The organism is Rhizobium sp. J15, assembly GCF_002531825.1.
In the GTDB taxonomy this organism is placed as follows: domain Bacteria; phylum Pseudomonadota; class Alphaproteobacteria; order Rhizobiales; family Rhizobiaceae; genus Rhizobium.
Map to the genome: position 1 here is coordinate 57,496 of NZ_NWSX01000020.1, position 22,892 is coordinate 80,387.

The 22,892-nt window shown below is 63.5% G+C and carries 23 protein-coding genes and 1 pseudogene; 12 read left to right on the forward strand and 12 right to left on the reverse strand.

Annotated features, from left to right (window positions below):
* Nucleotides 1-34: 34 nt before the first annotated feature.
* The 6 genes from CO670_RS18390 to msrA all read left to right on the forward strand — a co-directional run bounded on the left by CO670_RS18390 (nucleotide 35) and on the right by msrA (nucleotide 5,913).
* Nucleotides 35-1,267, forward strand: coding sequence for a sugar ABC transporter substrate-binding protein (locus tag CO670_RS18390; RefSeq protein ID WP_097591564.1), 1,233 nt, complete (start codon nucleotides 35-37; stop codon nucleotides 1,265-1,267).
* 277 nt (nucleotides 1,268-1,544) lie between these two features.
* Nucleotides 1,545-2,447 carry a sugar ABC transporter permease gene (locus CO670_RS18395; protein ID WP_003595640.1) on the forward strand — a complete coding sequence of 301 codons (903 nt, stop codon included), beginning with the start codon at nucleotides 1,545-1,547 and terminating at the stop codon, nucleotides 2,445-2,447.
* Entirely contained in the window at nucleotides 2,444-3,271 is an 828-nt protein-coding gene (locus CO670_RS18400; RefSeq protein WP_097591565.1) for a carbohydrate ABC transporter permease, read from the forward strand. The genes CO670_RS18395 and CO670_RS18400 overlap by 4 nt, the downstream gene beginning before the upstream one ends.
* Entirely contained in the window at nucleotides 3,268-4,335 is a 1,068-nt protein-coding gene (locus CO670_RS18405) for an ABC transporter ATP-binding protein (protein WP_097591566.1), read from the forward strand. Before CO670_RS18400 ends, CO670_RS18405 begins: the two co-directional genes overlap by 4 nt.
* A gap of 102 nt (nucleotides 4,336-4,437) precedes the next feature.
* On the forward strand, nucleotides 4,438-5,271 hold the full coding sequence (locus CO670_RS18410; protein ID WP_097591567.1) for an inositol monophosphatase family protein: 834 nt from the start codon (nucleotides 4,438-4,440) through the stop codon (nucleotides 5,269-5,271).
* A gap of 132 nt (nucleotides 5,272-5,403) precedes the next feature.
* On the forward strand, nucleotides 5,404-5,913 hold the full coding sequence (gene msrA, locus CO670_RS18415; protein ID WP_097591568.1) for a peptide-methionine (S)-S-oxide reductase MsrA: 510 nt from the start codon (nucleotides 5,404-5,406) through the stop codon (nucleotides 5,911-5,913).
* Between the two features lie 74 nt (nucleotides 5,914-5,987).
* Here the strand turns inward: msrA and CO670_RS18420 are convergent, their stop codons facing one another.
* Entirely contained in the window at nucleotides 5,988-6,851 is an 864-nt protein-coding gene (locus CO670_RS18420; protein WP_097591569.1) for an alpha/beta hydrolase, read from the reverse strand.
* A 97-nt stretch (nucleotides 6,852-6,948) separates the two neighbouring features.
* Here CO670_RS18420 and CO670_RS18425 point away from each other — a divergent pair, with 97 nt between their 5' ends.
* Nucleotides 6,949-7,728: a class I SAM-dependent methyltransferase gene (locus CO670_RS18425; protein WP_097591570.1), complete on the forward strand. Its 780-nt coding sequence runs from the start codon at nucleotides 6,949-6,951 to the stop codon at nucleotides 7,726-7,728.
* 25 nt (nucleotides 7,729-7,753) lie between these two features.
* Here the strand turns inward: CO670_RS18425 and CO670_RS18430 are convergent, their stop codons facing one another.
* The 6 genes from CO670_RS18430 to CO670_RS18455 are packed head-to-tail and all read right to left on the reverse strand — an operon-like array spanning nucleotide 7,754 to nucleotide 14,986.
* Nucleotides 7,754-9,043: an amidohydrolase family protein gene (locus CO670_RS18430; RefSeq protein WP_097591571.1), complete on the reverse strand. Its 1,290-nt coding sequence runs from the start codon at nucleotides 9,041-9,043 to the stop codon at nucleotides 7,754-7,756.
* Nucleotides 9,044-9,069: 26 nt separating this feature from the next.
* On the reverse strand, nucleotides 9,070-10,014 hold the full coding sequence (locus CO670_RS18435) for an ABC transporter permease (RefSeq protein ID WP_097591572.1): 945 nt from the start codon (nucleotides 10,012-10,014) through the stop codon (nucleotides 9,070-9,072).
* Nucleotides 10,011-11,060: an ABC transporter permease gene (locus tag CO670_RS18440; protein ID WP_097591573.1), complete on the reverse strand. Its 1,050-nt coding sequence runs from the start codon at nucleotides 11,058-11,060 to the stop codon at nucleotides 10,011-10,013. The genes CO670_RS18435 and CO670_RS18440 overlap by 4 nt, the downstream gene beginning before the upstream one ends.
* Nucleotides 11,050-12,582, reverse strand: a complete 1,533-nt coding sequence (locus CO670_RS18445) for an ABC transporter ATP-binding protein (RefSeq protein WP_097591599.1) — start codon at nucleotides 12,580-12,582, stop codon at nucleotides 11,050-11,052. The genes CO670_RS18440 and CO670_RS18445 overlap by 11 nt, the downstream gene beginning before the upstream one ends.
* Nucleotides 12,579-13,991 carry an amidase gene (locus tag CO670_RS18450; RefSeq protein ID WP_097591574.1) on the reverse strand — a complete coding sequence of 471 codons (1,413 nt, stop codon included), beginning with the start codon at nucleotides 13,989-13,991 and terminating at the stop codon, nucleotides 12,579-12,581. Before CO670_RS18450 ends, CO670_RS18445 begins: the two co-directional genes overlap by 4 nt.
* 8 nt (nucleotides 13,992-13,999) lie before the next feature.
* Nucleotides 14,000-14,986, reverse strand: a complete 987-nt coding sequence (locus tag CO670_RS18455) for a BMP family protein (RefSeq protein ID WP_097591575.1) — start codon at nucleotides 14,984-14,986, stop codon at nucleotides 14,000-14,002.
* 339 nt (nucleotides 14,987-15,325) lie between these two features.
* On the opposite strand from CO670_RS18455, the pseudogene CO670_RS18465 reads away from it, so the two are divergent.
* The 3 genes and pseudogenes from CO670_RS18465 to CO670_RS18475 form a co-directional block, all read left to right on the forward strand.
* A pseudogene (locus CO670_RS18465) lies at nucleotides 15,326-15,502 on the forward strand (CDP-alcohol phosphatidyltransferase family protein); the annotation flags it as partial.
* Between the two features lie 83 nt (nucleotides 15,503-15,585).
* Nucleotides 15,586-16,206 (forward strand): lysophospholipid acyltransferase family protein, encoded by a 621-nt coding sequence (locus tag CO670_RS18470; protein WP_097591576.1) that lies wholly within the window; start codon nucleotides 15,586-15,588, stop codon nucleotides 16,204-16,206.
* On the forward strand, nucleotides 16,203-17,132 hold the full coding sequence (locus tag CO670_RS18475; protein ID WP_097591577.1) for a phosphatidate cytidylyltransferase: 930 nt from the start codon (nucleotides 16,203-16,205) through the stop codon (nucleotides 17,130-17,132). The genes CO670_RS18470 and CO670_RS18475 overlap by 4 nt, the downstream gene beginning before the upstream one ends.
* A gap of 26 nt (nucleotides 17,133-17,158) precedes the next feature.
* Here CO670_RS18475 and CO670_RS18480 read toward each other — a convergent pair whose 3' ends face one another.
* The 3 genes from CO670_RS18480 to CO670_RS18490 form a co-directional block, all read right to left on the reverse strand.
* The gene (locus tag CO670_RS18480) at nucleotides 17,159-17,482 is read right to left on the reverse strand and encodes a chaperone modulator CbpM (RefSeq protein ID WP_097591578.1); all 324 of its coding nucleotides are present in this window, start codon (nucleotides 17,480-17,482) and stop codon (nucleotides 17,159-17,161) included.
* A gap of 2 nt (nucleotides 17,483-17,484) precedes the next feature.
* Nucleotides 17,485-18,399: a J domain-containing protein gene (locus CO670_RS18485; protein ID WP_097591579.1), complete on the reverse strand. Its 915-nt coding sequence runs from the start codon at nucleotides 18,397-18,399 to the stop codon at nucleotides 17,485-17,487.
* A 91-nt stretch (nucleotides 18,400-18,490) separates the two neighbouring features.
* Nucleotides 18,491-18,937: a universal stress protein gene (locus CO670_RS18490; RefSeq protein ID WP_097591580.1), complete on the reverse strand. Its 447-nt coding sequence runs from the start codon at nucleotides 18,935-18,937 to the stop codon at nucleotides 18,491-18,493.
* Between the two features lie 205 nt (nucleotides 18,938-19,142).
* On the opposite strand from CO670_RS18490, the gene CO670_RS18495 reads away from it, so the two are divergent.
* A complete protein-coding gene (locus CO670_RS18495) occupies nucleotides 19,143-20,006 on the forward strand; it encodes an NAD(P)-dependent oxidoreductase (protein ID WP_097591600.1) in 864 nt (287 codons plus the stop codon).
* A gap of 67 nt (nucleotides 20,007-20,073) precedes the next feature.
* On the opposite strand, the gene CO670_RS18500 is transcribed toward CO670_RS18495, so the two are convergent.
* Both CO670_RS18500 and CO670_RS18505 read right to left on the reverse strand, forming a co-directional pair.
* Nucleotides 20,074-20,898 (reverse strand): phosphoenolpyruvate hydrolase family protein, encoded by an 825-nt coding sequence (locus CO670_RS18500; RefSeq protein WP_097591581.1) that lies wholly within the window; start codon nucleotides 20,896-20,898, stop codon nucleotides 20,074-20,076.
* Nucleotides 20,895-22,106, reverse strand: a complete 1,212-nt coding sequence (locus CO670_RS18505; RefSeq protein WP_097591582.1) for a Tm-1-like ATP-binding domain-containing protein — start codon at nucleotides 22,104-22,106, stop codon at nucleotides 20,895-20,897. The genes CO670_RS18500 and CO670_RS18505 overlap by 4 nt, the downstream gene beginning before the upstream one ends.
* Before the next feature lie 130 nt (nucleotides 22,107-22,236).
* On the opposite strand from CO670_RS18505, the gene CO670_RS18510 reads away from it, so the two are divergent.
* Nucleotides 22,237-22,890 carry a GntR family transcriptional regulator gene (locus tag CO670_RS18510; protein ID WP_097591583.1) on the forward strand — a complete coding sequence of 218 codons (654 nt, stop codon included), beginning with the start codon at nucleotides 22,237-22,239 and terminating at the stop codon, nucleotides 22,888-22,890.
* Nucleotides 22,891-22,892 lie beyond the last annotated feature (2 nt).

Genomic DNA, 22,892 nt, shown 5'->3' on the forward strand with positions numbered 1-22,892 from the left:
CCGGCAACGGGGATAACCAAAAAGGAGGAGAACCATGGCTATCCGCAAATATGCAATTCTCGGCGCTCTGGCGCTTGCAGGTGTCTCGCTCTTCGGCCTTTCGGCCAAGGCCGAGGACGTCACGCTGACGCTCTGGTCGCTTGATAAGGACACCCAGCCGGCGCCGAACCTCGTCAAGGAGTTCAACGCCCAGAACAACGGCATCAAGATCGAATACCGGCTGATCCAGTTCGATGACGTCGTCACCGAGGCGATGCGCGCCTATGCCACCGGCCAGGCGCCCGACATCATCGCCGTCGACAATCCCGAGCATGCGATGTTCTCGTCGCGCGGCGCCTTCCTCGACCTCACCGACATGATCTCCAAATCGACCGTCATCAAGCCGGAGAATTATTTCCCCGGGCCGCTGAAATCGGTCGAGTGGGACGGCAAATATTACGGCGTGCCGAAGGCGACGAACACGATCGCGCTCTACTACAACAAGGACATGTTCAAGGCGAAGGGCCTCGATCCGAACAAGCCGCCGCAGACCTGGGACGAGTTGGTCGAGGATGCGCGCAAGCTGACCGACCCCGCCAAAAACATCTACGGTCTCGCCTTCTCGGCCAAGGCCAATGAGGAGGGCACCTTCCAGTTCCTTCCCTGGGCCCAGATGGGCGGCGGCAGCTACGAGCACATCAATGCCGACGGCGCGGTGAAGGCGCTCGGGATCTGGAAGACGATCATGGACGAGAAGCTCGCTTCTCCAGACACGCTGACCCGCGGCCAGTGGGATTCGACCGGCACCTTCAACTCCGGCAACGCGGCAATGGCGATCTCGGGTCCGTGGGAGCTTGACCGCATGGTGCAGGAAGCGAAGTTCGACTGGGGCGTCACGCTGCTCCCGGTTCCCAAGGAAGGGGCTGAGCGCTCGTCGGCCATGGGCGATTTCAACTGGGCGATCTTCGCCAGCAGCAAACATCCGGCCGAAGCCTTCAAGGCACTCGAATATTTCGCCTCGCAGGACGACAAGATGTTCAAGAACTTCGGCCAGCTTCCGGCCCGTTCCGACATCTCGATCCCCGAAAGCGGCCAGCCGCTGAAGGACGCCGCCCTCAAGGTCTTCCTCGAACAGCTGAAATACGCCAAGCCGCGCGGCCCCCATCCGCAATGGCCGAAGATCTCCAAGGCGATCCAGGACGCCATCCAGGCGGCGCTGACCGGCCAGATGAGCCCGAAGGACGCGCTCGACCAGGCCGCTGACAAGATCAAGGCTGTACTTGGGTGAGGAGCGGTTCGGCGCAGCCGAAGCAATCGATCCAGTGAATCGATTGCAGCGACGAACGCCCGAAGCGTAAGCGCAGGGCCGGGGGCGCGGCTAGCTCCCTCTCCCCGGTCGGCATCCGTACCTGGGTCGAGCCGCGTGTCTCGACCCGTCCTTCGGACCCCCGCTGGGGAGAAGGTGACTACCCACCGATGGCGAAGCCATCAACCATTTCCTCCCGGCAGGGGCCGTCTTCCCGCATCAAGCGCCAGGCGGCCCCGATCGGAGCATCGGAGGACGCATGAAGAGGATCCTGATGAGCGTCAGGGACGGCCGCGGTTTCGATATCGTGCTCGTCGCTTTCCCGCTCGGCTTTCTGTTCCTGATGGCGGGTCTGCCGCTCATCTACAACGTCGTGATGAGTTTCCAGGAGGTCGACATGTTCAGCCTCGGAACCTTCTCGCGTCCCTTCGTCGGCTTCAAGAATTATACCGACCTCTTCGCGCAGCCGGAAACGCTGCCGATCCTCTACAATACCGTCATCTTCGTCACCGGCTCCATCGCCGGCCAGTTCCTGATCGGCTTCGGGCTGGCGCTGTTCTTCTGGGTCAATTTTCCCGGCGCCTCGTGGATGCGTGGCCTCTTCCTGGTCTCCTGGGTGATGCCCGGCCTCGTCGTCGGCGCCATCTGGAACTGGATTCTCTCGGGCGATTTCGGCGTGCTGAACTTCATCCTCAGGGAAAGCGGCATCATCTCCGGCAATATCTTCTGGCGCTCGGATCCGCATTATTCGCTCTATGCCGTGATCATCGCCAATATCTGGCTCGGCACCTCGTTCAACATGATCCTGCTGTCCGTCGGCCTTGCCGGCATCCCAGCCGATCTCTACGAAGCGGCCGAACTCGATGGCGCCAATGTCTGGCAGCGCTTCTGGACGATCACGCTGCCGATGATGCGCTCGACGATCGGCGCCATCATCGCGCTCGGCCTGATCTTTACCCTGCAGCAATTCGACCTTTTCGCCGCGATCACCTCGGGCGGGCCGAACAATTCGTCGAACGTCACGCAATATTGGGCCTGGGACCTTTCCTTCCGGCAATATGATTTCGCCAAGGGCGCGACGATCTCCGTTATCATGATCGTCTTCGTGATGTTCGCCTCCGTCGTCTATGTCCGGTCCACACGTCACGAGGTGCGCGGATGACGACTACCAATCGCGACCGGCTGATGCTGGCAATATCGATCGTCATGGCGGCGATCTATCTCTTCCCGCTCTATTGGATGTACATCACCGCGCTGAAAAGCGGCTCGGAGATGTTCGCCACGCCGCCGAGCTTCTGGCCGACAGCACCCCAATGGGGCACCTATGCCTATGTCTGGGAAAGCCGCGACATGGGCCGCTACCTCTGGAATTCGCTGGTCATCGCTCTCGGCGCCATGGCGCTGATCACCGTGCTCGGCGTCGGCTGCGCCTATGTGCTGGCCAGATACCGCAATGTCTGGGTGGATATCGGCCTCTTCCTGATCCTGATGTTGCAGGTCCTGCCGGCCTCGCTGATGATCACGCCGATCTTCGTCGGCTTCTCGCAGATCGGCATGCTGTCCACGCCACGGCTGGCCGTCATCATCGCGGTCGCGGCCAAGAGCATGCCTTTCTTCGTCATCCTGGTGCGCGCCACCTTCATGAGCGTGCCCCAGGAACTGGAGGAGGCGGCCCTCGTCGACGGCAATTCGCGCGTCGGCGCCTTCTTCAACATCGTGCTGCCGCTTGCCCGCAACGGCATCCTCGTCAGCGCCATCCTGATCTTCATGCAGGCCTTCGGCGAATTCGTCTATTCGAAGTCGATGATCCAGGCGGTCGACCTTCAGCCGGCAAGCGTCGGCCTCAACTCCTTCATGGGGCCGAACACCAACGAGTGGAACAACATCATGGCCTACGCCACGATGTATGTGACGCCGATCCTCGCCATCTTCGTTCTCTTGCAGCGCCGCATCGTATCCGGCCTCACCTCTGGAGCCCTCAAATGACCACACAGATCGAGCTCAGGGGCGTCAACAAATATTACGGCGCCTTCCACGCCCTGAAAAACATCGACCTTTCGATCGCCAAAGGCACCTTCGTCGCGCTCGTCGGTCCCTCGGGCTGCGGCAAGTCCACGCTGCTGCGCTCGCTCGCCGGCCTGGAAAGCATCTCGACCGGCGATCTCAGGATCGCCGGCGAACTGATGAACGGCGTACCGCCGCGCAAGCGCGACGTCGCCATGGTCTTCCAATCCTATGCGCTCTATCCGCATATGACGGTCGAGGAGAACCTGACCTACAGCCTGCGCATCCGCGGCGTCGCCAAGGCGGAAGCCAAGAAGGCGGCCGAGGACGTGGCGGCGACGACAGGTCTTTCGCATCTCCTGAAGCGCTATCCGCGCGAGCTTTCCGGCGGCCAGCGCCAGCGCGTCGCCATGAGCCGCGCCATCATCCGCCATCCCAAGGCCTTCCTGTTCGACGAGCCGCTCTCCAACCTCGATGCGGCACTCCGCGTCCACATGCGCAAGGAAATCCGGGCGCTGCACGACCGGCTGAACGCGACTTTCGTCTACGTCACCCACGACCAGGTGGAAGCTATGACGATGGCCGACCATGTGGTGGTGATGCGCGACGGCATTATCGAGCAGCAGGGCGCGCCGCTCGATCTCTACGACCGGCCGGCAAATCGCTTCGTCGCCGGCTTCATCGGTTCGCCGGCGATGAATTTCATTCCCGCCGTCGCTGCCGAAGATGGAGGGAGCCTGATCCTGGATTTCGGCGCGGTGAAGCAGAAGCTTGCGCTGGCACGCGCCGTCGAACCCGGGCGCAAACTCGTCGCGGGCATCCGGCCGGAACATATCGAAGTGGTCGCGCCCGGCCAGGGCGGTTTCGACGTGCCGATCGCCTTTGTCGAATCGACGGGCTCCTCGACCTTCATCGTCGCGGCGACCCAGCCGGAACTGACGATCGTCGAGACGCGGCGCGAGGTCAAACCGGGAGAGATGATCGGACTTTCGGTCGATCCGGCCCAGATCCACCTCTTTGACGCCTCGAGCGAGCGCCTGATATAAGATCGGGGCGGGCGGCTTCATAAAACCATCATCGGCCTCTGCGAAGGGAGTGGCTCTCCGCACGATTCATTCCGTCATATCCGCAGCATCCGGATTTCCCCAATGACATCTTCTCCGATATCAGCGCGTCTTTCCCCGAACGCGTCATTCCGCCTCATCGTTCTTGCCGAAACGGTGCTGAAGGCGGGCGAAACGGCCCGGGCCTCCCTGCGGCGGCGGACCTCCGGGGAGATGCTCGCCAAGGCGCCGCGCGATTACCAGACCGAGATCGATGTCGCCGTCGAGCGGATCATCGTCGAGGAAATGACGAAAGCCTTTCCTGATTACGCCATCCAGGGCGAAGAGGCCGTCGGCAACCGCACGGCCGGGCCGGACACGCCGGTTATCTACATCGATCCGATCGACGGCACCACCAACTACGCCTGGGGCGTTCCGCATTTCGGCATGACGATCGCGATCGCCGAAGGCGGCAGGCTGGTGACCGGCGTCGTCTACGACGCCATGCAGGACGAGCTGTTCAGCGCCGAACGCGGCGGCGGTGCCTATCTCAATGGCGAGCGCATCCGCTGCGCCGATGTCGGCGACATCGAGAACGTGCTGATCGGCGCCGGTCTGCCGATCCCCGGGCAGGTCAAGGCGGTCTCGGAAGAGACCTATTTCGAAGCGATCAAACGCCTGATGACGAATACGGCAGGTGTGCGCCGCCTTGGTTCGGCGGCTTTGTCGATCGCCTATGTCGCCTGCGGCCGGCTGGACGGTTTCTTCGAGGATGGGCTGTCGATCCATGATTTCGGCGCATCGGCGCTGATGGTCGAAGAGGCGGGCGGCATCGTCACCCGGTTTTCCGGCGCCGAGGTCGACGGCCGCGGCGATATCCTCGCCGCCAGCAAGGTGCTGCATCCCTGGCTTAGGGAAGGCTTCCGTATCAAAGCCTGATTGTTTCGAACCGGCAGGACCATAGACCTCAGCGTCATCTTCAATTGGCGGTGATTGCGAGGCTGCGCTTATCGCACCGTATGGAAATCGGCAGCGGGAGACACTATCTCTCGGCAAATAAGGAGACATCCAATGACCGAAGAACGTGCAGTGCTCGCCGGTGGCTGCTTCTGGGGCATGCAGGACCTCATCCGCCGATACAAGGGCGTGATTTCGACCCGCGTCGGCTATACCGGCGGCGATGTGCCGAACGCCACCTACCGCAATCACGGAACCCATGCCGAGGCGATCGAGATCATCTTCGACCCGGCCCGGATCAGCTATCGGGACATCCTCGAATTCTTCTTCCAGATCCACGACCCGACCACGCGCAACCGCCAGGGCAATGATGTCGGCACGAGCTATCGCTCGGCGATCTTCTACACCAGCCCCGAACAGGAGCGCGTCGCCACGGAAACGATCGCCGATGTCGACGCATCGGGCCTCTGGCCCGGCAAGGTCGTCACCGAAGTCGTGCCTGTCAGCGATTTCTGGGAGGCCGAACCCGAGCACCAGGATTATCTGGAGCGCATCCCGAACGGCTATACCTGCCATTTCATCCGGCCCGGCTGGAAGCTGCCGGCCCGCCAGAAGATCGCCTGATGCTGCTCATGCATGCCGGTATCCAGATGCCCGCATGCATGGCGCCTGCGTTGGCTTGCCGCTGACCGAACCTTTCAGGACGCATGGTCTGCAAGCACGCGCACCATCTCATCGATGTCCCGATCGTGAATTTCGTGTCCTCCGCCGGTAATCCGGTGCAGCTTTGCATTCGGAACGACACGCGTGACGGCCTCCGCGTGCTCGATAGGGAATAGCGGGTCCGACGTGCCATGGATTGCGAGAACCGGCGCCTCTATGCGGGACGCGTGCAGCGTGACGCCCTTGTCGTCGCTCGACAGCATGAAATGGTTCGTCGCACTGACAAAGGACGGTGCGCGGTTCATGTCGCGCGCGATCAGGGTACGCACCGCCTCGGCGTCGTGCGGATGCGCGGTGCCGGCAAGCATGGCTGAATCGCGGCGCAGGAAATCGGCAATGGCTTCAAGATCGGACCAGTCGATGCTTTCGGCAGCCGCGGAGTGTGCCTTGTAAGCTGCGGTGCAGGAAGGCAGCCCGTCAACCCCGACCGGCGACGAGCTGATCAGGGTGAGCGTCCGCACCCGTCGGGGATGGCGCAATGCGGCTTCCTGCGCCACGAAACCGCCCATCGACATGCCGACGAGATGCGCGGTCTCGATGCCATAGGCGTCGAGAATGGCGATGGCGTCATCGCAGAGACCACTGAACGAATAGCCGGGCTTGCCTGGCGGATAGTGCGTGGAAAGGCCGGTGTCGCGCTGGTCGTAGCGGATGACGTAGCGGCCTTGGGCGGCGAGTTCCTCGCAGAACCGTTCCGGCCACCACAGCATCGAGGACATCACGCCCATGATCAGCAGCACGGGCGGGTTGGCCGGATCGCCGATTGCCTGAGTCTGGAGCTGCGCTCCGTTGAGTTCGACAATCCTGTCGGCGACGGGAGACGGGCTGACCGTTTTCATGACATCATTTCCGATTGCATATTGAAACTGGTTTAACCTTGCACAACTGATCCTGATATGCAATCTGTTTTCGGCAGACGCCAGGGAGGACGAGTGTATGGCATTGGATCGCGCTGATTTTTACGATGCAGAATTGGCGCGGCACAATCGGCGCCTTCGGGATGTTGCCGATGTCGGCGCGGCCGACCGGGTGCTCGACATCGGCTGCGGTGCGGGCCAGACGACGCGCGAGGCCGCCCGCGCCGCGAGGCAGGGAGAAGCGGTCGGCGTGGATACGTCCGCGGAGATGCTCGCGGTCGCAAGGCAGCGGAGCACCGTGGAGGGTCTGCGGAATGTGACGTTCGAACAGGGCGATGCGCAATTCCATCCGTTCCCGACAGCCAGTTTCGACCTCTGCATCAGCCGGTTCGGCGTGATGTTTTTTGCCGATCCGGCAGCGGCCTTTGCCAATATCGGCCGGGCGATACGCCCCGGCGGGCGGCTGGTGTGGATGGTGTGGCAAAGCGCGGAGCGCAACGAGTGGTCCCGCGCCATCCGGCAGGCCTTGGCGGCTCCAACTGTGGTTTCCAAGGGAAGTCCCGATGCGTTTTCGCTCGGCGATCCCCGTGTCGCTACCGCGCTTCTGAGCGCGGCAGGCTTTACCTCGATCGACTTTATCGACGTCCGGGAGCCGGTCTTCTACGGACCGGACGTCGATGCCGCGTGCAATGCGCTTGCCGGCCTCTATCTTGTGACGGACGCGCTCGCGCGCACGAACGAACAGCCCGACAGGCCGTTGCAGCGGCTGCGCGATCTACTGGAGGCGCATATGACTCCGGAGGGTGTGTTATTCGACTCGCAGGCGTGGATCATCACCGCTCGCCGGGCGACGGAATAGTTATACGCGTCGTTGCCGCCACCTCTCAATAGCGCGGTATGTAGTCCAAGCCGCCGTCGATCCGTGCCGGACGCCCGTCCAGGAAGAGCTCGCCGATGCGCGGCGCCGAGCGGGCGACGACCTTGCCGCGGCGGATCACCGCCAGCCGGTTCGGCTTCAGCCGCAGCGCTTCCAGCGTATCGCTCGCCTGGAGGATGACGAGGTCCGCATTGCATCCTTTCTCCAGGCCATAGCCTGCAAGCCCCATCGTCTTCGCCGAATTGACGGTCAGCGCGTCGAAGATCCTTTTCTTGTCGTCGATGCCGGCCATCTGCGCGACATGGATCGCCATGTGGCCGACCTCCAGCATGTCGCCGGATCCCATCGAATACCAGGGATCCATGACGCAATCGTGCCCGAAGGAGACATTCAGCCCCGCATCCATCAGCTCGCGCACCCGGGTCATGCCGCGGCGTTTCGGATAGGTATCGTGCCGGCCCTGCAGCATGATGTTGATCAGCGGATTGGGGATCACGTTGATCTCTGCCTCCGCCATCAGCGGGATGAGCTTGGAAACATAATAATTGTCCATCGAATGCATCGAGGTCAGATGCGAGCCGGCGACACGTCCCTGCAGGCCGAAGCGGATGGTTTGCGCGGCCAGCGTCTCGATATGGCGCGAGAGCGGATCGTCGGTTTCGTCGCAATGCATGTCGACCGGCAGGCCGCGATCGGCGGCGATGCGGCAGAGCGCCTCGACCGACGCCGTGCCGTCATCCATCGTCCGCTCGAAGTGGGGAATGCCGCCGACGATATCGACACCCATGTCGAGCGCCCGGTTGAGCGCGTCGATCGCCCCCGGCGAGCGGTAATAGCCGTCCTGGGGAAAGGCGACCAGTTGCAGATCGATATAGGGCGCGACCCTTTCGCGGACCTCGATCATCGCCTCGACGGTCACCAGTCTGGGATCGCTGGTATCGACATGGCTGCGGATGAAGAGCAGGCCCTGCGTCACCGCCAGATCGCAATAGCGCAGCGCGCGATCGACCAGTTCTTCCCTCGTCACGATGGGGCGCAGCCCCCCCCAGAGCGCGATGCCTTCGAGCAATGTGCCGGAGACGTTCATGCGCGGCAGGCCGAGCGACAGGGTGGCGTCCATATGGAAATGCGGATCGACGAAAGGCGGGCTCACCAGCCTGCCAGTTGCGTCGATTTCCTCTGCCGCCTGCGCCTGCAGAATGCGCTCGACGGCAACGATCCTGCCGCCGTCGATACCGATATCGACGCCGGTTCGGCCATCGGGGAGATTTGCGTTTCTGACGATCAGATCGAACATCGGAGCCTCGTTGGATGTGGATGGTCTCAGCGCTCGCCGCGGCGGTAGGGCTGCATCAGCGCCTGCGGAACGCGGGCGCGGCGGGCCATGACGGCAAGCGCGGCGATGGAGAGGATATAGGGCGTCATCAGGAAGAGCTGATAGGGCACAAGTCCGCTCAGCACGGTTTGCAGCCGAAGCTGAAAGGCATCGAAGAAGGCGAAGAGCAGGGCGCCGAAAAGCGCGCGGCCCGGCCGCCAGGAGGCGAAGACGACGAGCGCGATGCAGATCCATCCGCGCCCCTGCACCATGGTCGGGAAGAAGCTGTTGAACGCCGACAAGGTCAGGAAGGCGCCGCCCATTCCCATCAGCGCGCTGCCGGCGATGACCGCGCCGTAACGCACCTTCATCGGATTGACGCCCTGGGCCTCCGCCGCATGCGGGTTCTCGCCGGTCATGCGGATCGCAAGCCCCACGGGCGTGCGGAAGATGATGTAGGCCATCAAGAGCGCGATCAGGATCGCAAGATAGGTCGGCGCGGTCTGTGTGAAGAAGGCCGGGCCGATGAAGGGCAGCGTCGAGAGGCCGGGAATGGCGATCGGCTGGAACGGCACGATGGTGGGCGGCGTATTGGCAAGCGGCACGATCAGCCGGAAGACATAATAGCTGAAGCTCGACGCAAAGAGCGTGACGCCGAGACCGGCGACATGCTGCGAGAGGCCGAGCGTCACCGTCAGCCCCGCATGCAGCAGACCGAAGACGCCGCCGGCCACTGCGGCAATCAGCAGGCCGGTCCAGAGATCGGCGCCGTGATAGACGGATAGCCAGCCGATCATCGCGCCGAAGGTCATCATGCCTTCGATGCCGAGATTGAGCACGCCGGCCCGTTCGCAGAGCAGCGCACCGAGCGTGCCGAAAATCAGCGGCGTGGCGATCCGCAGGATTGCCGCCCAGAGCCCGGCAGACGCGATGATATCGAACAGCTGCGTCATCGCCTTATCCTGTATTGGGTGAAGAACAAGGCGATCAGCATCGTCAGGAGCGACAGCGCCACCGTGACGTCGGCAATATAGGTCGGGATGCCGAGACCCCGGCTCATGCCGTCGGCGCCGACGAACATGGTGGCCGTGAAAATGGCGGCGAAGACCACGCCCAGCGGATTGAGATTGGCGAGCATGGCGACGACGATGCCGGCATAGCCGAAGCCAGGCGACAGGTCCGTCGTCACATAACCCTTGACGCCCATCACCTCGATCGCTCCGGCGAGCCCCGCAAGCCCGCCCGAGACACAGGCGACCTTCACCAGCGTCCTGCCGAGCGGCACGCCTGCGAAGACCGCGCCGGCGGGACTGAGGCCCGCTGCGCGGGACTGCATGCCGAACACCGTGCGGGACTGGACGAAGTGGACGGCGACCGCCAGGGCGATCGCAATCGCAAAACCGATATGCAGGCGCGAGCGGGCGATCAGCTTCGGCAGCATGGCATGATCGCTGACGGATTGCGACTGCGGCCAGCCGAAGGCGAGCGGGTCCTTGAGGACGCCATCTATGAGCATCGAGACGAAAAGCACGGCGATGAAATTCATCAGCAGGCTGGTGACGACCTCATCGACGGAAAAGCGCAGCCTGAGCCACAACGGGATCAAGATCAGCACCATGCCGGCGATCGCGCCGATCAGCAGCAGCAGCGGAATGAGAATGGGTGCGGGAAGATTGCCGAGCAGTTTCGAGCTTGCCGCCGCGACGGCGACGGCGCCGAGATAGAACTGGCCCTCGGCGCCGATATTCCAGAGCCGCGCCCGGAAAGCGACGGCGGCGGCAAGTCCGGTCAGCATCAGCGGCGTTGCCCGCGTCAGCGTTTCGGTCGCCGAAAGCCGCGAGCCGAAGGCGCCGGTCAGGATGCGCCAATAGGCATCGAGAACAGGTGCGCCGGCGATCGAGATCAGGATGCCCGCCAGCGCCAGCGCCGCGATGACGGCGATAACGGGCGTGACGATCAGCAGGTAAAGCGGGCGGTGCTCGCGGCGCTCAAATCGCATGGCCGGCCTCGCGGGTCTCTTGCCATTCGCCTGACATCATCAGCCCCAGCCTGCGGGCATCGGCGCCGTCGACGTCGACGGGCGGCGACAGGCGGCCGCCGACAATCGCCTGTATGCGGTCTGCAAGCGCGATCACCTCGTCGAGATCCTCCGAGATCAGCAGCACGGCGGTCCCCTGCCGGCGGGCTTCGAGCAAGCGCGCATGCACGGCGGCCACAGCACCTTCGTCGAGGCCACGGGCAGGCTGTGCCGCGATCAGGATGCGCGGCCGCCGATAGAGACTGCGGCCGAGAATGAGCTTCTGCATATTGCCGCCGGAGAGCAGCCGCGTGCGGATTGCCGGGCCGCCGCCGCGAACGTCGAAGCCGTCGATGATCTCTCTCGCAAAGGCCATGCCCGCCCCGCGGTTGACGAGACCGTGGCGGGAGAAGGCCGGCGAGGCGATGCGCTCCAGCACGGCGTTTTCCCAGATCGCCATTTCGCCGATCACGCCCTCATGGTTGCGGTCCTCGGGAATGCGGCCGATGCCGGCGTCGACGACATCGGCGACGCCAAGATTGCCGACCACTTCGCCGAACAGGCTGAGGTCGCCGCCGCTGCGCGCCAGCGTGCCGGAAAGAAGATGCGCCAATGCCGCCTGGCCGTTGCCGGAAACGCCGATAATGCCGAGGATCTCTCCCTGATGCAGCCGGAAGCTGATCGATTTCAGACGATCGATGCCGCCGGTTCGCACGGTCACGCATGAAGCCTCGAGGACAACGGCGCCGGGGGTCGACGGTTCGCGAACGGGCCGCGTTACGCGGTGCCCGACCATCAGCTCGGCAAGTTCCGCCTTGCTCGTTTCCGATGCCCTGCGCTCAGCGACCATCCTGCCTGCGCGCAGCACGACGATGCGGTCTGCCGCCGTCATCACCTCATCGAGCTTATGCGAGATGAAGATCAGCGACAGGCCCTGGCGGGACATTTCCTTCAGGGTCGTGAACAACCGCTCGGCTTCGATGTTGGTCAGCACCGCCGTCGGCTCATCGAGAATCAGGATGCGGGCATCGTTGTAAAGCGCCTTGAGGATTTCCACTCGCTGCTGCTCGCCGACCGAAAGGTCGCCAAGACGGGCATCCGGATCGACTTGCAGGCCGAAGCGCTCCGAAATCGCCAGGAGTTTCTTGCGCGCCGCCGATGTTGCCGATCGCCAGGACCAAAGGCCTTCCGTTCCGGTCATGACGTTTTCGAGAACGGTCAGATTGGGCGCGAGCGAGAAATGCTGATGCACCATACCGACGCCGGCGCGGATCGCCGCGCGCGGCTTGCCCTGCGGCACCTCGGCGCCCTCGATCAGGATTCGGCCGGCATCCGGCACGTAGTGGCCGAAAAGGATGCTCATCAGCGTGGTTTTGCCCGCGCCGTTCTCGCCGAGCAGGGCGACGACCTCGCCTTTGGCAAGCGTCATGGAAATATCGTCATTGGCGAGATTGGCGCCGAAGCGTTTGCTGACGCCGACAATTTCCAGAACAGGCCCGGTCATGACGGCAACCCCGCCACCGGAAAACGGTGCTGCCATCGCCCCTCTGCCTCCAGGCGCGCCGCCAGCGACAGAAGCCGGGGCTCGTGCCCCATCGGCATCATGAGTTGCACCGGCAGCGGCATGGCGTGCTCATCCTGTCCGAAAGGCAGCGTCAAAGCAGGAAAACCCGAAACATTGGCAAGGCAGGCAAGCGGCGCAAACGCAGTCATTCGCTCCAGATGCAGATCGGTGTCGGCATGATCGGACGGAAAGGCGCCGATCGCAAGAGGCGCGCAGGCGAGCATCGGCATCAGGATGCAGTCGACCTTGTCGAACAGCGCCCATACGGCGTGACTCACCAGAACCGCATCGTTCAGCGTTTTCCACAGTTCGGTAGCCGCAAGCGCTCGTCCGCGCATCGCGAAAGCCTGCGTCAAGGGCTCGGCCCTGCTTTCCTCGACGGCGGCCGCCTCGATGAGCGCGGAGAGGTTGACGGAAACGATATCGGCAAAGCCACGGCTGCTGGCGGCAACGCTCGATTCGAAGTCCGCCCAGGCCAAGGAAACGATGGCGTGTCCGTCCTTCTCGAGCGCACGCGCGGCGTCCGCGACGGCGGCAAGGCGCTCACCCTCGGTCGGGTGGGCCGGTCCGGTATCGGTCAGCAGGCCGATCCGCAAATGGCCGGTGTCGAATTCGGCGGGAGAGGGATCCGGAACCGGTCCGCGTGCCTTGCCGCTGAGCCGATCGAAAATCAGCGCCGTATCCCGCACCGAGCGGCAGACCGCCAGTTCACTCGCAATGCCGGCAAGATGATTGCCGAAGAATGGCCCGCCGGGGATGGCGCCGCGGGTCGGCTTCATTCCGACCAGGCCGCAACAGGCGGCGGGCACGCGGATCGAACCGCCGGCGTCGGTGGCATGGGCAATCGCGACGATGCCGGCGGCAACCGCTGCCGCCGCACCGCCGGACGAGCCGCCGGCGGTGCGCGTGGGATCGAGAGGGTTGCGGCAGACAGGCCCGATCGCCGGTTCACTGGCGAGCGAAAGGCCGAATTCCGGGCTCGTCGTCAGGCCGAACAGACAGAAGCCGGCGTCGCGGAACCGCGAAGCGAGATCGGAATCGGCTTCGCCGCCCTTTCTCTCGAAGAGGCGGGAACCGGCCGTTACCGGCAGTCCGCGGAAGGGACCGCCAAGATCCTTCGCCAAGGTCGGCACGCCGGCAAAGGGCCGCGCCGCGAAACGACCGGGCGCGGTCTGCCGCTCTCGGTCGCAGGCATGCGCCGCGGCGAGGCCCATGGCGCCGTCAAGATAGGCGATCGCGCCGAGCGGCGCATGCAACGCGGCGGCCTCAAGGGAGATCTGCATCGCTTCTGCAGCGCTCAGGCTGCCATGCCTGATCGCTGCCGCCAGTTCCGTCGCATCGCCCTGCATGAGCCGAACTACTTCGGCTCTTCCATCATCTTCGGAACTTCGAAGGTGCCGGCCTTGATTTCCGCCCGCTTGGCTTCCATCGCGGCCTCCGCCTCGGCAGGCGCCACACCCTTCACGAAGACGATATCGCTGCCGCCTTCCTTCATCAGGCCGTAAGGCGTGTAGTTCCTGCCGACCGGTTTGCCGGCAGCGACATCGGCGATCGCGGCATCGAGGATCGGGCGGAAATACCACATGGCGTTGGCAAACACCGTATCCGGATAACGCGGCGTGTAATCGACCAGCGAGCCAACCGACTTGATGCCGCGTTCCTTGGCGGCATCGGCCGTGCCGATGCGCTCGCCGAATAGGATATCGGCGCCGGCGTCGATCTGGGCGAGACCGGCCTCGCGGGCCTTCGGCGGATCGAAGAAGGTGCCGATGAACGAGACGAGGTGCTTCGCGTCGGGATTGACGGCCTTGACGCCCGCGGCAAAGGCGTTGATCAGCATGTTGACCTCGGGGATCGGAATGGCCCCGACCGAACCGACGACGTTCGACTTGGTCATCTTGCCGGCGAGCATGCCGGCCAGATAGGCCCCATCATGATTCCACGTGCCGAAGACGCCGAAATTGTCGCCGGCCTGGTCGCCGCTCGAGCCGAGCACGAAGGCGGTGTCGGGATAGTCGACCGCGACCTGCCGGGCTTCCTTCTCCACCGCATAGGCTTCGCCGATGATCAGCTTGTTGCCCTGTTCGGCATATTCGCGCATGGCGCGCGGATAATCGGTGCCTGAGACACCTTCGGAAAAGACATATTCGATGACGCCTTCCTTGGCGGCGTCCTGAAGGGCCTTGTGAAGACAGGAATTCCAGGCATTTTCAACCGGCGAGGCATGAATGCCGGCAACTTTCAGCGGGGCGGCAGCTCTTGCGAGCGGGGCGAGGCTGCTCACGCCGAGCGCAATGCCCGATGCGATCACTGCCCGGCGTGAAATCAGGATGTCTTTGGTCATCGATTGCTCCCCTTTTTTTACCATGTGGTTCAAAAATCATAGTAGCGCCTAAAAATGTGTCAAGCAGAGAACAGGCTTAAAAATCAAGCTGATCGACCCTTTGGGCTCTTTCCACCACCGCCGAATTTTTGCGTGTCTGCCGGGCGTCGCGACTTGGCGGAAAGAACGTGGCGTGGCAGGCTGCACCCCGATGCCGCCGCGCTTCCCGGTTGAGAATTTCCATCCCAACAAGCGTCTCCTTCGCTTCGGCGCGAGGAGAGCTCGGGCCGGCTCTGCAGGGCTTGGCGCGACGATATTTGCAGGATATGCAGAGAACTGTTGGGGTGGGGACACAAGAAAATGAATGATGAAGAAGGCGCCTCGCGGCGGCCGATCGCGAGCCGGTCGTCGTCCCGGGCGATCGGCCTGAGTGCGTGGCTGGCGCGCACCGGCGTAACGCCGAACAGCATTTCGCTTCTCTCCATCCTGTTTGCCGGCATCGGCGCGGCGCGCATCCTGTTCACCTCACATCCGATCGTCCCCTTCCTCATCATCGCAGCCGGAAGCCTCGTCACCTGCGTCACGCGCACGACAGGGCTTGCCCGTTCGCCGGAGAGACTATGACCGCACTCGTCCGTCGTCTTCTCGTGCTGTTCGTCCGTATCATGGTCGGCGCCCGAAGCGAGTGGCGGGGCTGCACGCCCGATACGCGCCGCCGCATCTATTTCGCCAATCACAACAGCCATGTCGATACCGTGGCCGTCATGGCTGCCCTGCCGTATCACGTGCGGCGGCTGACCCATCCGGTGGCGGCGCGCGACTATTGGGGAACGAGCGCCTTTCGCCGCTTCATCGCGGAGAAAGGCCTGCGCGCCGTTCTGATAGACCGCAAGCCTTTGCCGGACAGCAACCCGCTGGAACCGATCGAGCGCCTGCTCGAGGAGGGGCGTTCGATCCTGCTTTTTCCCGAGGGGACGAGAAGCGCCACCGATGAGATCGCCCCGTTCCGCAGCGGCATCTATCGCCTTGCCTGCCGCTTCCCCGATGTCGATCTCGTGCCGATCCATCTCGACAATCTTCAGCGCATCCTGCCCAAGGGAAGCATGCTGATCGTGCCGATCACCTGCACGGCGCGCTTCGGCAAGCCGTTGCGCGTCGAACCGGGCGAGGGCAAGGACGCATTCCTCGCCCGCGCGCGCGCCGCGGTCATCGAGCTGGCAGACGGAGGGCGCACCGCATGACCGGCTTTTTCTCGATCGTCCTTGCCGCGATCCTCGGCCTGCTCGCCGTCGCCTCCGCCATCGGCTTCATCCTTCAGCGCCGCGCGACCGAACCCGGCTCCGTCGCCACCGTCCAGAACCTCAATGCCCGCATTCGCTCCTGGTGGATCATGGTCGCGGTGTTCGGCGGCGCGATCCTGCTCGGCGATACGGCGGTGGTCATCCTCTTCGCATTCCTGTCCTTCATGGCGCTCCGCGAATTCTGGACGCTGACGCCATCGCGGCGCGGCGATCACCTGGCGCTGTTCCTGTCCTTCTTCGTCGTCCTGCCGGTGCAATATGTGCTGCTCGGGACGCTATGGTACGGCCTGTTTTCGATCTTCATCCCGGTCTATGCCTTCCTGATCCTGCCGGCGGTGGCGACGCTCACGGGCGACGTCAACGAGTTCCTGGCCAGGACCGCCAGGGTACAATGGGGATTGATGCTGACGGTCTATTCGATCAGCCATGCGCCGGCACTGCTGATGCTTGAGACCGGCACGCCGTCGTCGCTTCTCCTCGTCTATCTCGTCATCGTCGTGCAGCTCAGCGACGTCTTCCAGTATGTCTGGGGCAAGCTTCTCGGAAAGCACCGCTTCTCGCCGAACATCAGCCCGTCGAAGACGCTCGAAGGCCTGATCGGCGGCGGCGCCTCGGCCATCTTCGTGGGAACGCTGCTCTATCGCCTGACGCCGTTCTCGCCGCTGCAGGCGGCCGCCGTCAGCACCGTCATCGTCGTTGCCGGCTTCTTCGGCGGCTTCGTCCTCTCGGCCATCAAGCGCGATCTCAACGCCAAGGATTGGGGTTATGTGATCGAGGGCCATGGCGGCGTGCTCGACCGCCTCGACTCCATCACTTTCGCGGCGCCGCTGTTCTTCCACATCGTCCGCTACTGGTTCACCACGTGAGGATGTAGCCGCATACGGCCGGCTGCTCAAAACCGGTCGATGTCCTCAAGACTCTCGAGCAGCCGGCGCTGGACATCGCGCTCCTGCCTGCCGATCGCCGTCATCAGCTTGCCCATCGTTCCCCTCATGTCATGCAGCTGATCGACCAGATCCATGACGACGTCGACGCCGGCGTCGTTGACGCCCATATCACCCATGAGATCCAGGATGAGCCGGGCGCGGGCGACATCGGCCTCGCGAAACTGTCGCTTTTCGCCTGATGTTTCGGGGATCAGCCAGCCCCGTTCGACCCAGAAATCGAGTTGGACCACATCGATTTTCAAGTAAAGACGGAACTCATGATCATCCATGATCAGGCCTCCATGTTCTTCCTCGGATCGTATGGATGTGCCGCCGCCCATTCCTTCACCAGGGACGTCAGCCGTTCGTCGGGGTGATCGGGCAAGACGATCTTCAAGGAGACATAGACGTCGCCATGCCCGCCGCCGCGTTTCGGAACGCCCTTGCCCTTGAGGCGCAAGACTTTCCCGGTGTTCGAATGAGGCGGCAGCGTCAGATTGACGGGGCCCGAAGGCGTCGGTGCGCGGACCTTGCCGCCGAGCACCGCTTCGCTGAGCGAAATCGGCAGCTCGACGCGGATGTCGTCGCCATCGCGCGTGAAGAAGCGGTGCGGGCGCACACGGATTTCGATGAGCGCATCGCCCGCCGGCCCGCCGCCGGCACCCGGCTCCCCCTTGCCGCGCAGCCGCAAGGTCTGGCCGTCGCGCGTTCCGGGCGGAATCCGCACCTCGAGCGCGGGGCCATTGGGAAGCTTGACCTCGGTTCTGGTGCCGTTGACGGCCTCGAGAAAATCGACCTCCATCGAAAAACGCCGGTCCTGGCCCTGGCTGCGCGCCCGGCCGCCGCCGGTGCGGCGCGAAAAGAAGCTCGCGAAGATATCGTCGGCCTCACCGAAATCGGCAAAGCCGGCGCTGTTGTGATAGGGATTATCGGGACCGCCTGCCGAGGCATAGTCGCGATAATAGCTGCGTTGCGCCCGCTCGGCGCCCGTCATATCGATCTCGCCGCGGTCGAAACGTCCGCGCTTGCCTTCATCGCTCAAGATCTCGTAGGCGGTGGAAATTTCCTTGAAGCGCTCCTCGGCTTTCCTGTCGCCGGGGTTCAGGTCGGGGTGCAATTTCTTGGCAAGCTTACGGAACGCGCTTTGAATATCCTTTTGCGACGCATCTCGCTTCACGCCCAGAAGCTCATAGGGATCCTGGCTCATGCATGTCTCCGGTCAGGCAGCCAATCCTGCTGTTGATTTGTCTGAAATATAGGTGGTCGGGCGGCCGCCGGGGAGGGGAGGCTGTGGAAAGCTACAACAGCGCCTCGTCTTCCTGCGGCTGATCGGGACGGCGATCGATGAGAACCGAGCAACGCGCGTGGCGCACGACCTTCTCGACGATCGAGGAAAAGACGTAGTCGGTGATATCGGGGACATGCGATGACAGCAGGATGAGATCGGCCGATCTCTCCTTGGCGGCCGATATGAGCATGGAGGCCGCAACGCCGATACGAACCTCGACCGTTGCCGGGACACCCAATTCCCGACAGAGCGATACGAGCTTCCTTTCGGCGTCGGCCATCGCCGTCGTCTCGAATTCCTCCGGAAGATCCATGAGGTGGCGGTGCGGAATATTCTCGACGACGTGCAGGACGACGATGCTGCCGCCCTGGTCCAACAACGCCGCCGCCCGGCGGAGGAGGCGGATTGCCGTTTCCCGGGAACCCATGCCGATGCCGCAGATGATCGTCCGATACATTGAGTTCAATATCCCCGAATACGAGTAGGCGCACCGATCATACCCGGCGCCGGCCACCTCTGCTTTGACCGATATCAAGCAGAAATGCCGCAACATCGCAACGCAGGAAGCGACCGTCCGGAAGGGCTCGGGGCGGATCGTCGCAGTTGACGGCACGGCCGTCGGCAATAGCTTTACCGCGATATCGTCAATCATCGAGGTTCACATGGGCAATATCGCAATCATCGGATCGGGCGCGATGGGAAGCGCTGTCGCCAAACGGCTGATCGACCATGGCGCCACGGTACTGACCTATCTCGACGGCCGGAGCGAGCCGACGATCGCGCGAGCGCGGGCCGCCGGGATGATTCCGGTCGCGCTCAAAGAGCTGGCGAAGGCCGATCTGGTCCTGTCGATCGTTCCGCCGGCAGAAGCGATCAAGGTCGCCGAACGCGTCGCGGAAATATCACTGGAGAATCCCGCGCCGCCGCCCTTCATCGACCTCAATGCGATTGCGCCGAAAACGATGCAGACATTGGCGGCGCGGTTCGAAGGCAGCCGGGTAGAAGTCCTCGATGGCGCCATCATCGGTGGTCCGCCGGTTGCCGGCAAATCAGGTCCGACACTCTATATCAGCGGCGATAGCGCGGAGCGGAGCCGGCTGCTTGAAAAACATGGCCTGAAGGTCCGCAGGCTCGATGGACCGCTCGGCGCGGCATCCGCGCTGAAGATGTGTTATGCCGGCATCAACAAGGGATTTGCCGGGCTTGGTGCCGCAATGCTGCTTGCCGCATCGCGCTCGGGTGCCGCCGAGAGCCTGAAGGCCGAGCTCGCGGAAAGCCTTCCCGACATCGAGCGCAAGCTGTCGAAATCCATTCCCGACATGTATCCGAAGGCCTATCGTTGGGTTGCCGAAATGCAGGAGATCGCCGGTTTCCTCGGAGAGGACGATCCGGCAGCAACGATTTTTCAGGGCATGGCCGAGCTTTTCTCCCGGCTGGCGGCGGATGTGGAAGGCGACCGCGCCCTCGTCAGGCAGCTGGACGAAATCCTCGCGCCGTCGGAAACCGGCGCGATGGTCATGCCGTAGCTCTTCCGCTGCCGGCGCCCCGCGAGGGAGGCGCCGGCAGCTGGCATGCGGCCGGTCCAAACCGCGCCTATATCTTGGCGAAGTCCTCGACCTGCGCGCGGATCGCGACCTCGGTCGGCAGCCGCTCCATCGAACTTGCGCCGTAGAAGCCGTTGCAGCCCTTGCAGCGGGCGAGCACATAGGCGGCATCCGCCGGCATGGAGATCGGTCCGCCATGGCAGAGCACGATGACGTCGTCGCGCACCGACCGCGCGGCATCGGCCCATGCATTGATCTTCTCCACGCATCCGTCGAGCGTCAGCGCCGTTTCGGCGCCGATCGCGCCGCCCGTGGTCAGGCCGAGATGGCAGACCACGATATCGGCACCGGCTTTGGTCATGGCGACGGCGTCCTCGCGGCTGAAGACATAAGGGGTCGTCAGCATGTCCTTGGCGTGGGCGCGAGCGATGATGTCGATTTCCAGATCGAAGCCCATGCCGGTTTCTTCGAGATTGGCGCGGAAGGTGCCGTCGATCAGCCCGACGGTGGGGAAATTCTGGATGCCGGCAAAACCCATCGCCTTCAACTCGTCGAGGAAGTGATCGGGCAGCATGAAGGGATCGGTGCCGTTGACGCCGGCGAGCACCGGCGTATGACGCACTACCGGCAGAACCTCGTGGCCCATCTCCTTGACGATCTCATTGGCATTGCCATAGGCGAGCAGGCCGGCCAGCGAGCCGCGCCCGGCCATGCGGTAACGCCCGGAATTGTAGATCACGATCAGGTCGATGCCGCCGGCCTCCTCGCTCTTGGCCGAAAGGCCGGTGCCGGCGCCGCCGCCGATGATCGGCCGGCCCTCGGCGATCTTGCGGCGAAGCCTGTTCAGAATGTCGTTTCTGTCGATACGGGTCAAAATTCCCTCCTTGAGGCATGGATGTCATGAAAGTTGGCGACGAGTGCCGCGGCGAATTCCGGGCTGTTGATATGGGCGTCGATCTCGACGAGGCGCCTGTTCGGCGCATCGCGCCAGCCGTCGCGGATGGCTGAAAACAGCGCCGCGTCGGCGTCCGGATCGTGGAACGGCTGACCGGCGGCGTCGATGGCCGAAACGCCCTGGAGCGGCAGCAGGAAACGGACCGGACCCCGCATCCGGTTGAGCCTTTCGACGATGAAGGCGCCGATCCGGCCGTTTTCCTCCGGCGTGGTGCGCATCAGCGTCACCTGCGCATTATGGACGTGAAGCCTGCGGTCGCGGAAAGGCGCCGGCACCGTTTCCCGCGCGCCGAAATTGACCATGTCGACGGCGCCGACCGAACCGACATAGGGCAGGCCAGTGCGGATGATGGCGCCGAAGCGATCCTCGGTGGCCGGAAAGACACCACCGACGAGGAGATCGGGAACCTCCGTCGTCGTCACGTCGATCACGCCCTGCAGCAGGCCGGAATCGGCAAGTTTCTCCATCGACTGCCCGCCGACGCCGGTCGCATGGAAGACATAGATTTCATGCGTCTTGCCGAGCATCTCGCGCACCTGCGTGACGCAGGCCGTGGTGACGCCGAACATGGTCATGCCGATACCCGGCCGATCGTCGCTCGAAGCGGGAATGGGGTTGCGGGCCATGCCGGCCGCCGCGTTCGCCGCATTGCCGATCACCTTGCGCGAGATCGCGTTCAGGCCGGCGACGTCGACGACCGAATACATCATGGTCAGATCGTTCGGCCCGACATAGGGCGCGACATTGCCTGAGGCGACCGTCGAGACCATCAGTTTCGGCAGGCCGATCGGAAGCGAGCGCATCGCCTCCGTCACCAGTGCGGTATTGCCGGTTCCCCCGAGGCCGAGAACGGCGCCGATGTCATCCCGCGATCTGAGGAACGCCGTCAGCGCCTTGGCCATCGCCGAGACCGCCGTTCCCCGATCGGTCTGCCCGAGCACGGCCGCCGCACCCTCGGGATGAAATTCGGCGACTTCGCGCGCCCGGATGTCGGCTTCGGCACCCTCCCCAAGTGTGCCGACATCGACCAGCACGGCATCGGCGCCGGCCGTACGAACCACCTCCCGGGCGTAATTCAGTTCCGCTCCCTTGGTGTCGCAGGTGCCGACGACATAGATCTTCCCCATTGGTTTTCCTCCTCTTTTTGAACTTTCTCTGTGTGTTTTCGATAAAACTTCCGATTTTGTATTTTCCATATTGTATATTCTTCCGTATATTGCATACTTAAACCATGAACGCCAGACGGAAATGGAGACCATGAACGCACCGCGCCACCTCACCCTTCGCGAGCGGATCTACGAGGAAATCGTTCGCCTGATCGTCTCCGGCGAGCTGCCGAGCGGTGTGTCGATCGATGAAAAGGAACTGACGGAACGCCTGCAGGTCAGCCGCACGCCGTTCCGCGAGGCGATCGGCACGCTTGCCAAGGAAGGGCTGATCGAGATCAAGCCTTATCGCGGCTTCTTCGTGCGCAGCTTCACGCCGAAGGAGATCGACGACCTCTATAATCTGCGCAAGACGCTCGAATGTTTCGCCGTCGAGCTCGCCGTCCCGCAGATGAGCGACCGGCATATTTCAGGCTTCGAACGCATCCTGGACGAGGCGGTGGCGGCGCTGCGCCGCGGCGACATGGAGACCTATGGCATCCGCGACAAGGAATTTCACGAGACCATCGCCGAGCTTTCGGGAAGCCTGCCGCTGATCGAGACGCTCGCGCGGCTCGCGCTGCAGATCCAGATCTGCCGTTCGATCGCCAATGAGAGCCGCGACCTGGCCGAAAGGGCAGCCGAGGAGCGCGATCAGATCCTGCAGGCCTTCCGCGCGCGCGATATTGCCCGCGCGAAGGCGCTGATGCACGCGCATATCAGCGATGTCCAGCAGGCCGTCATGGCGCGCTTTCAGAAGGGTTAACC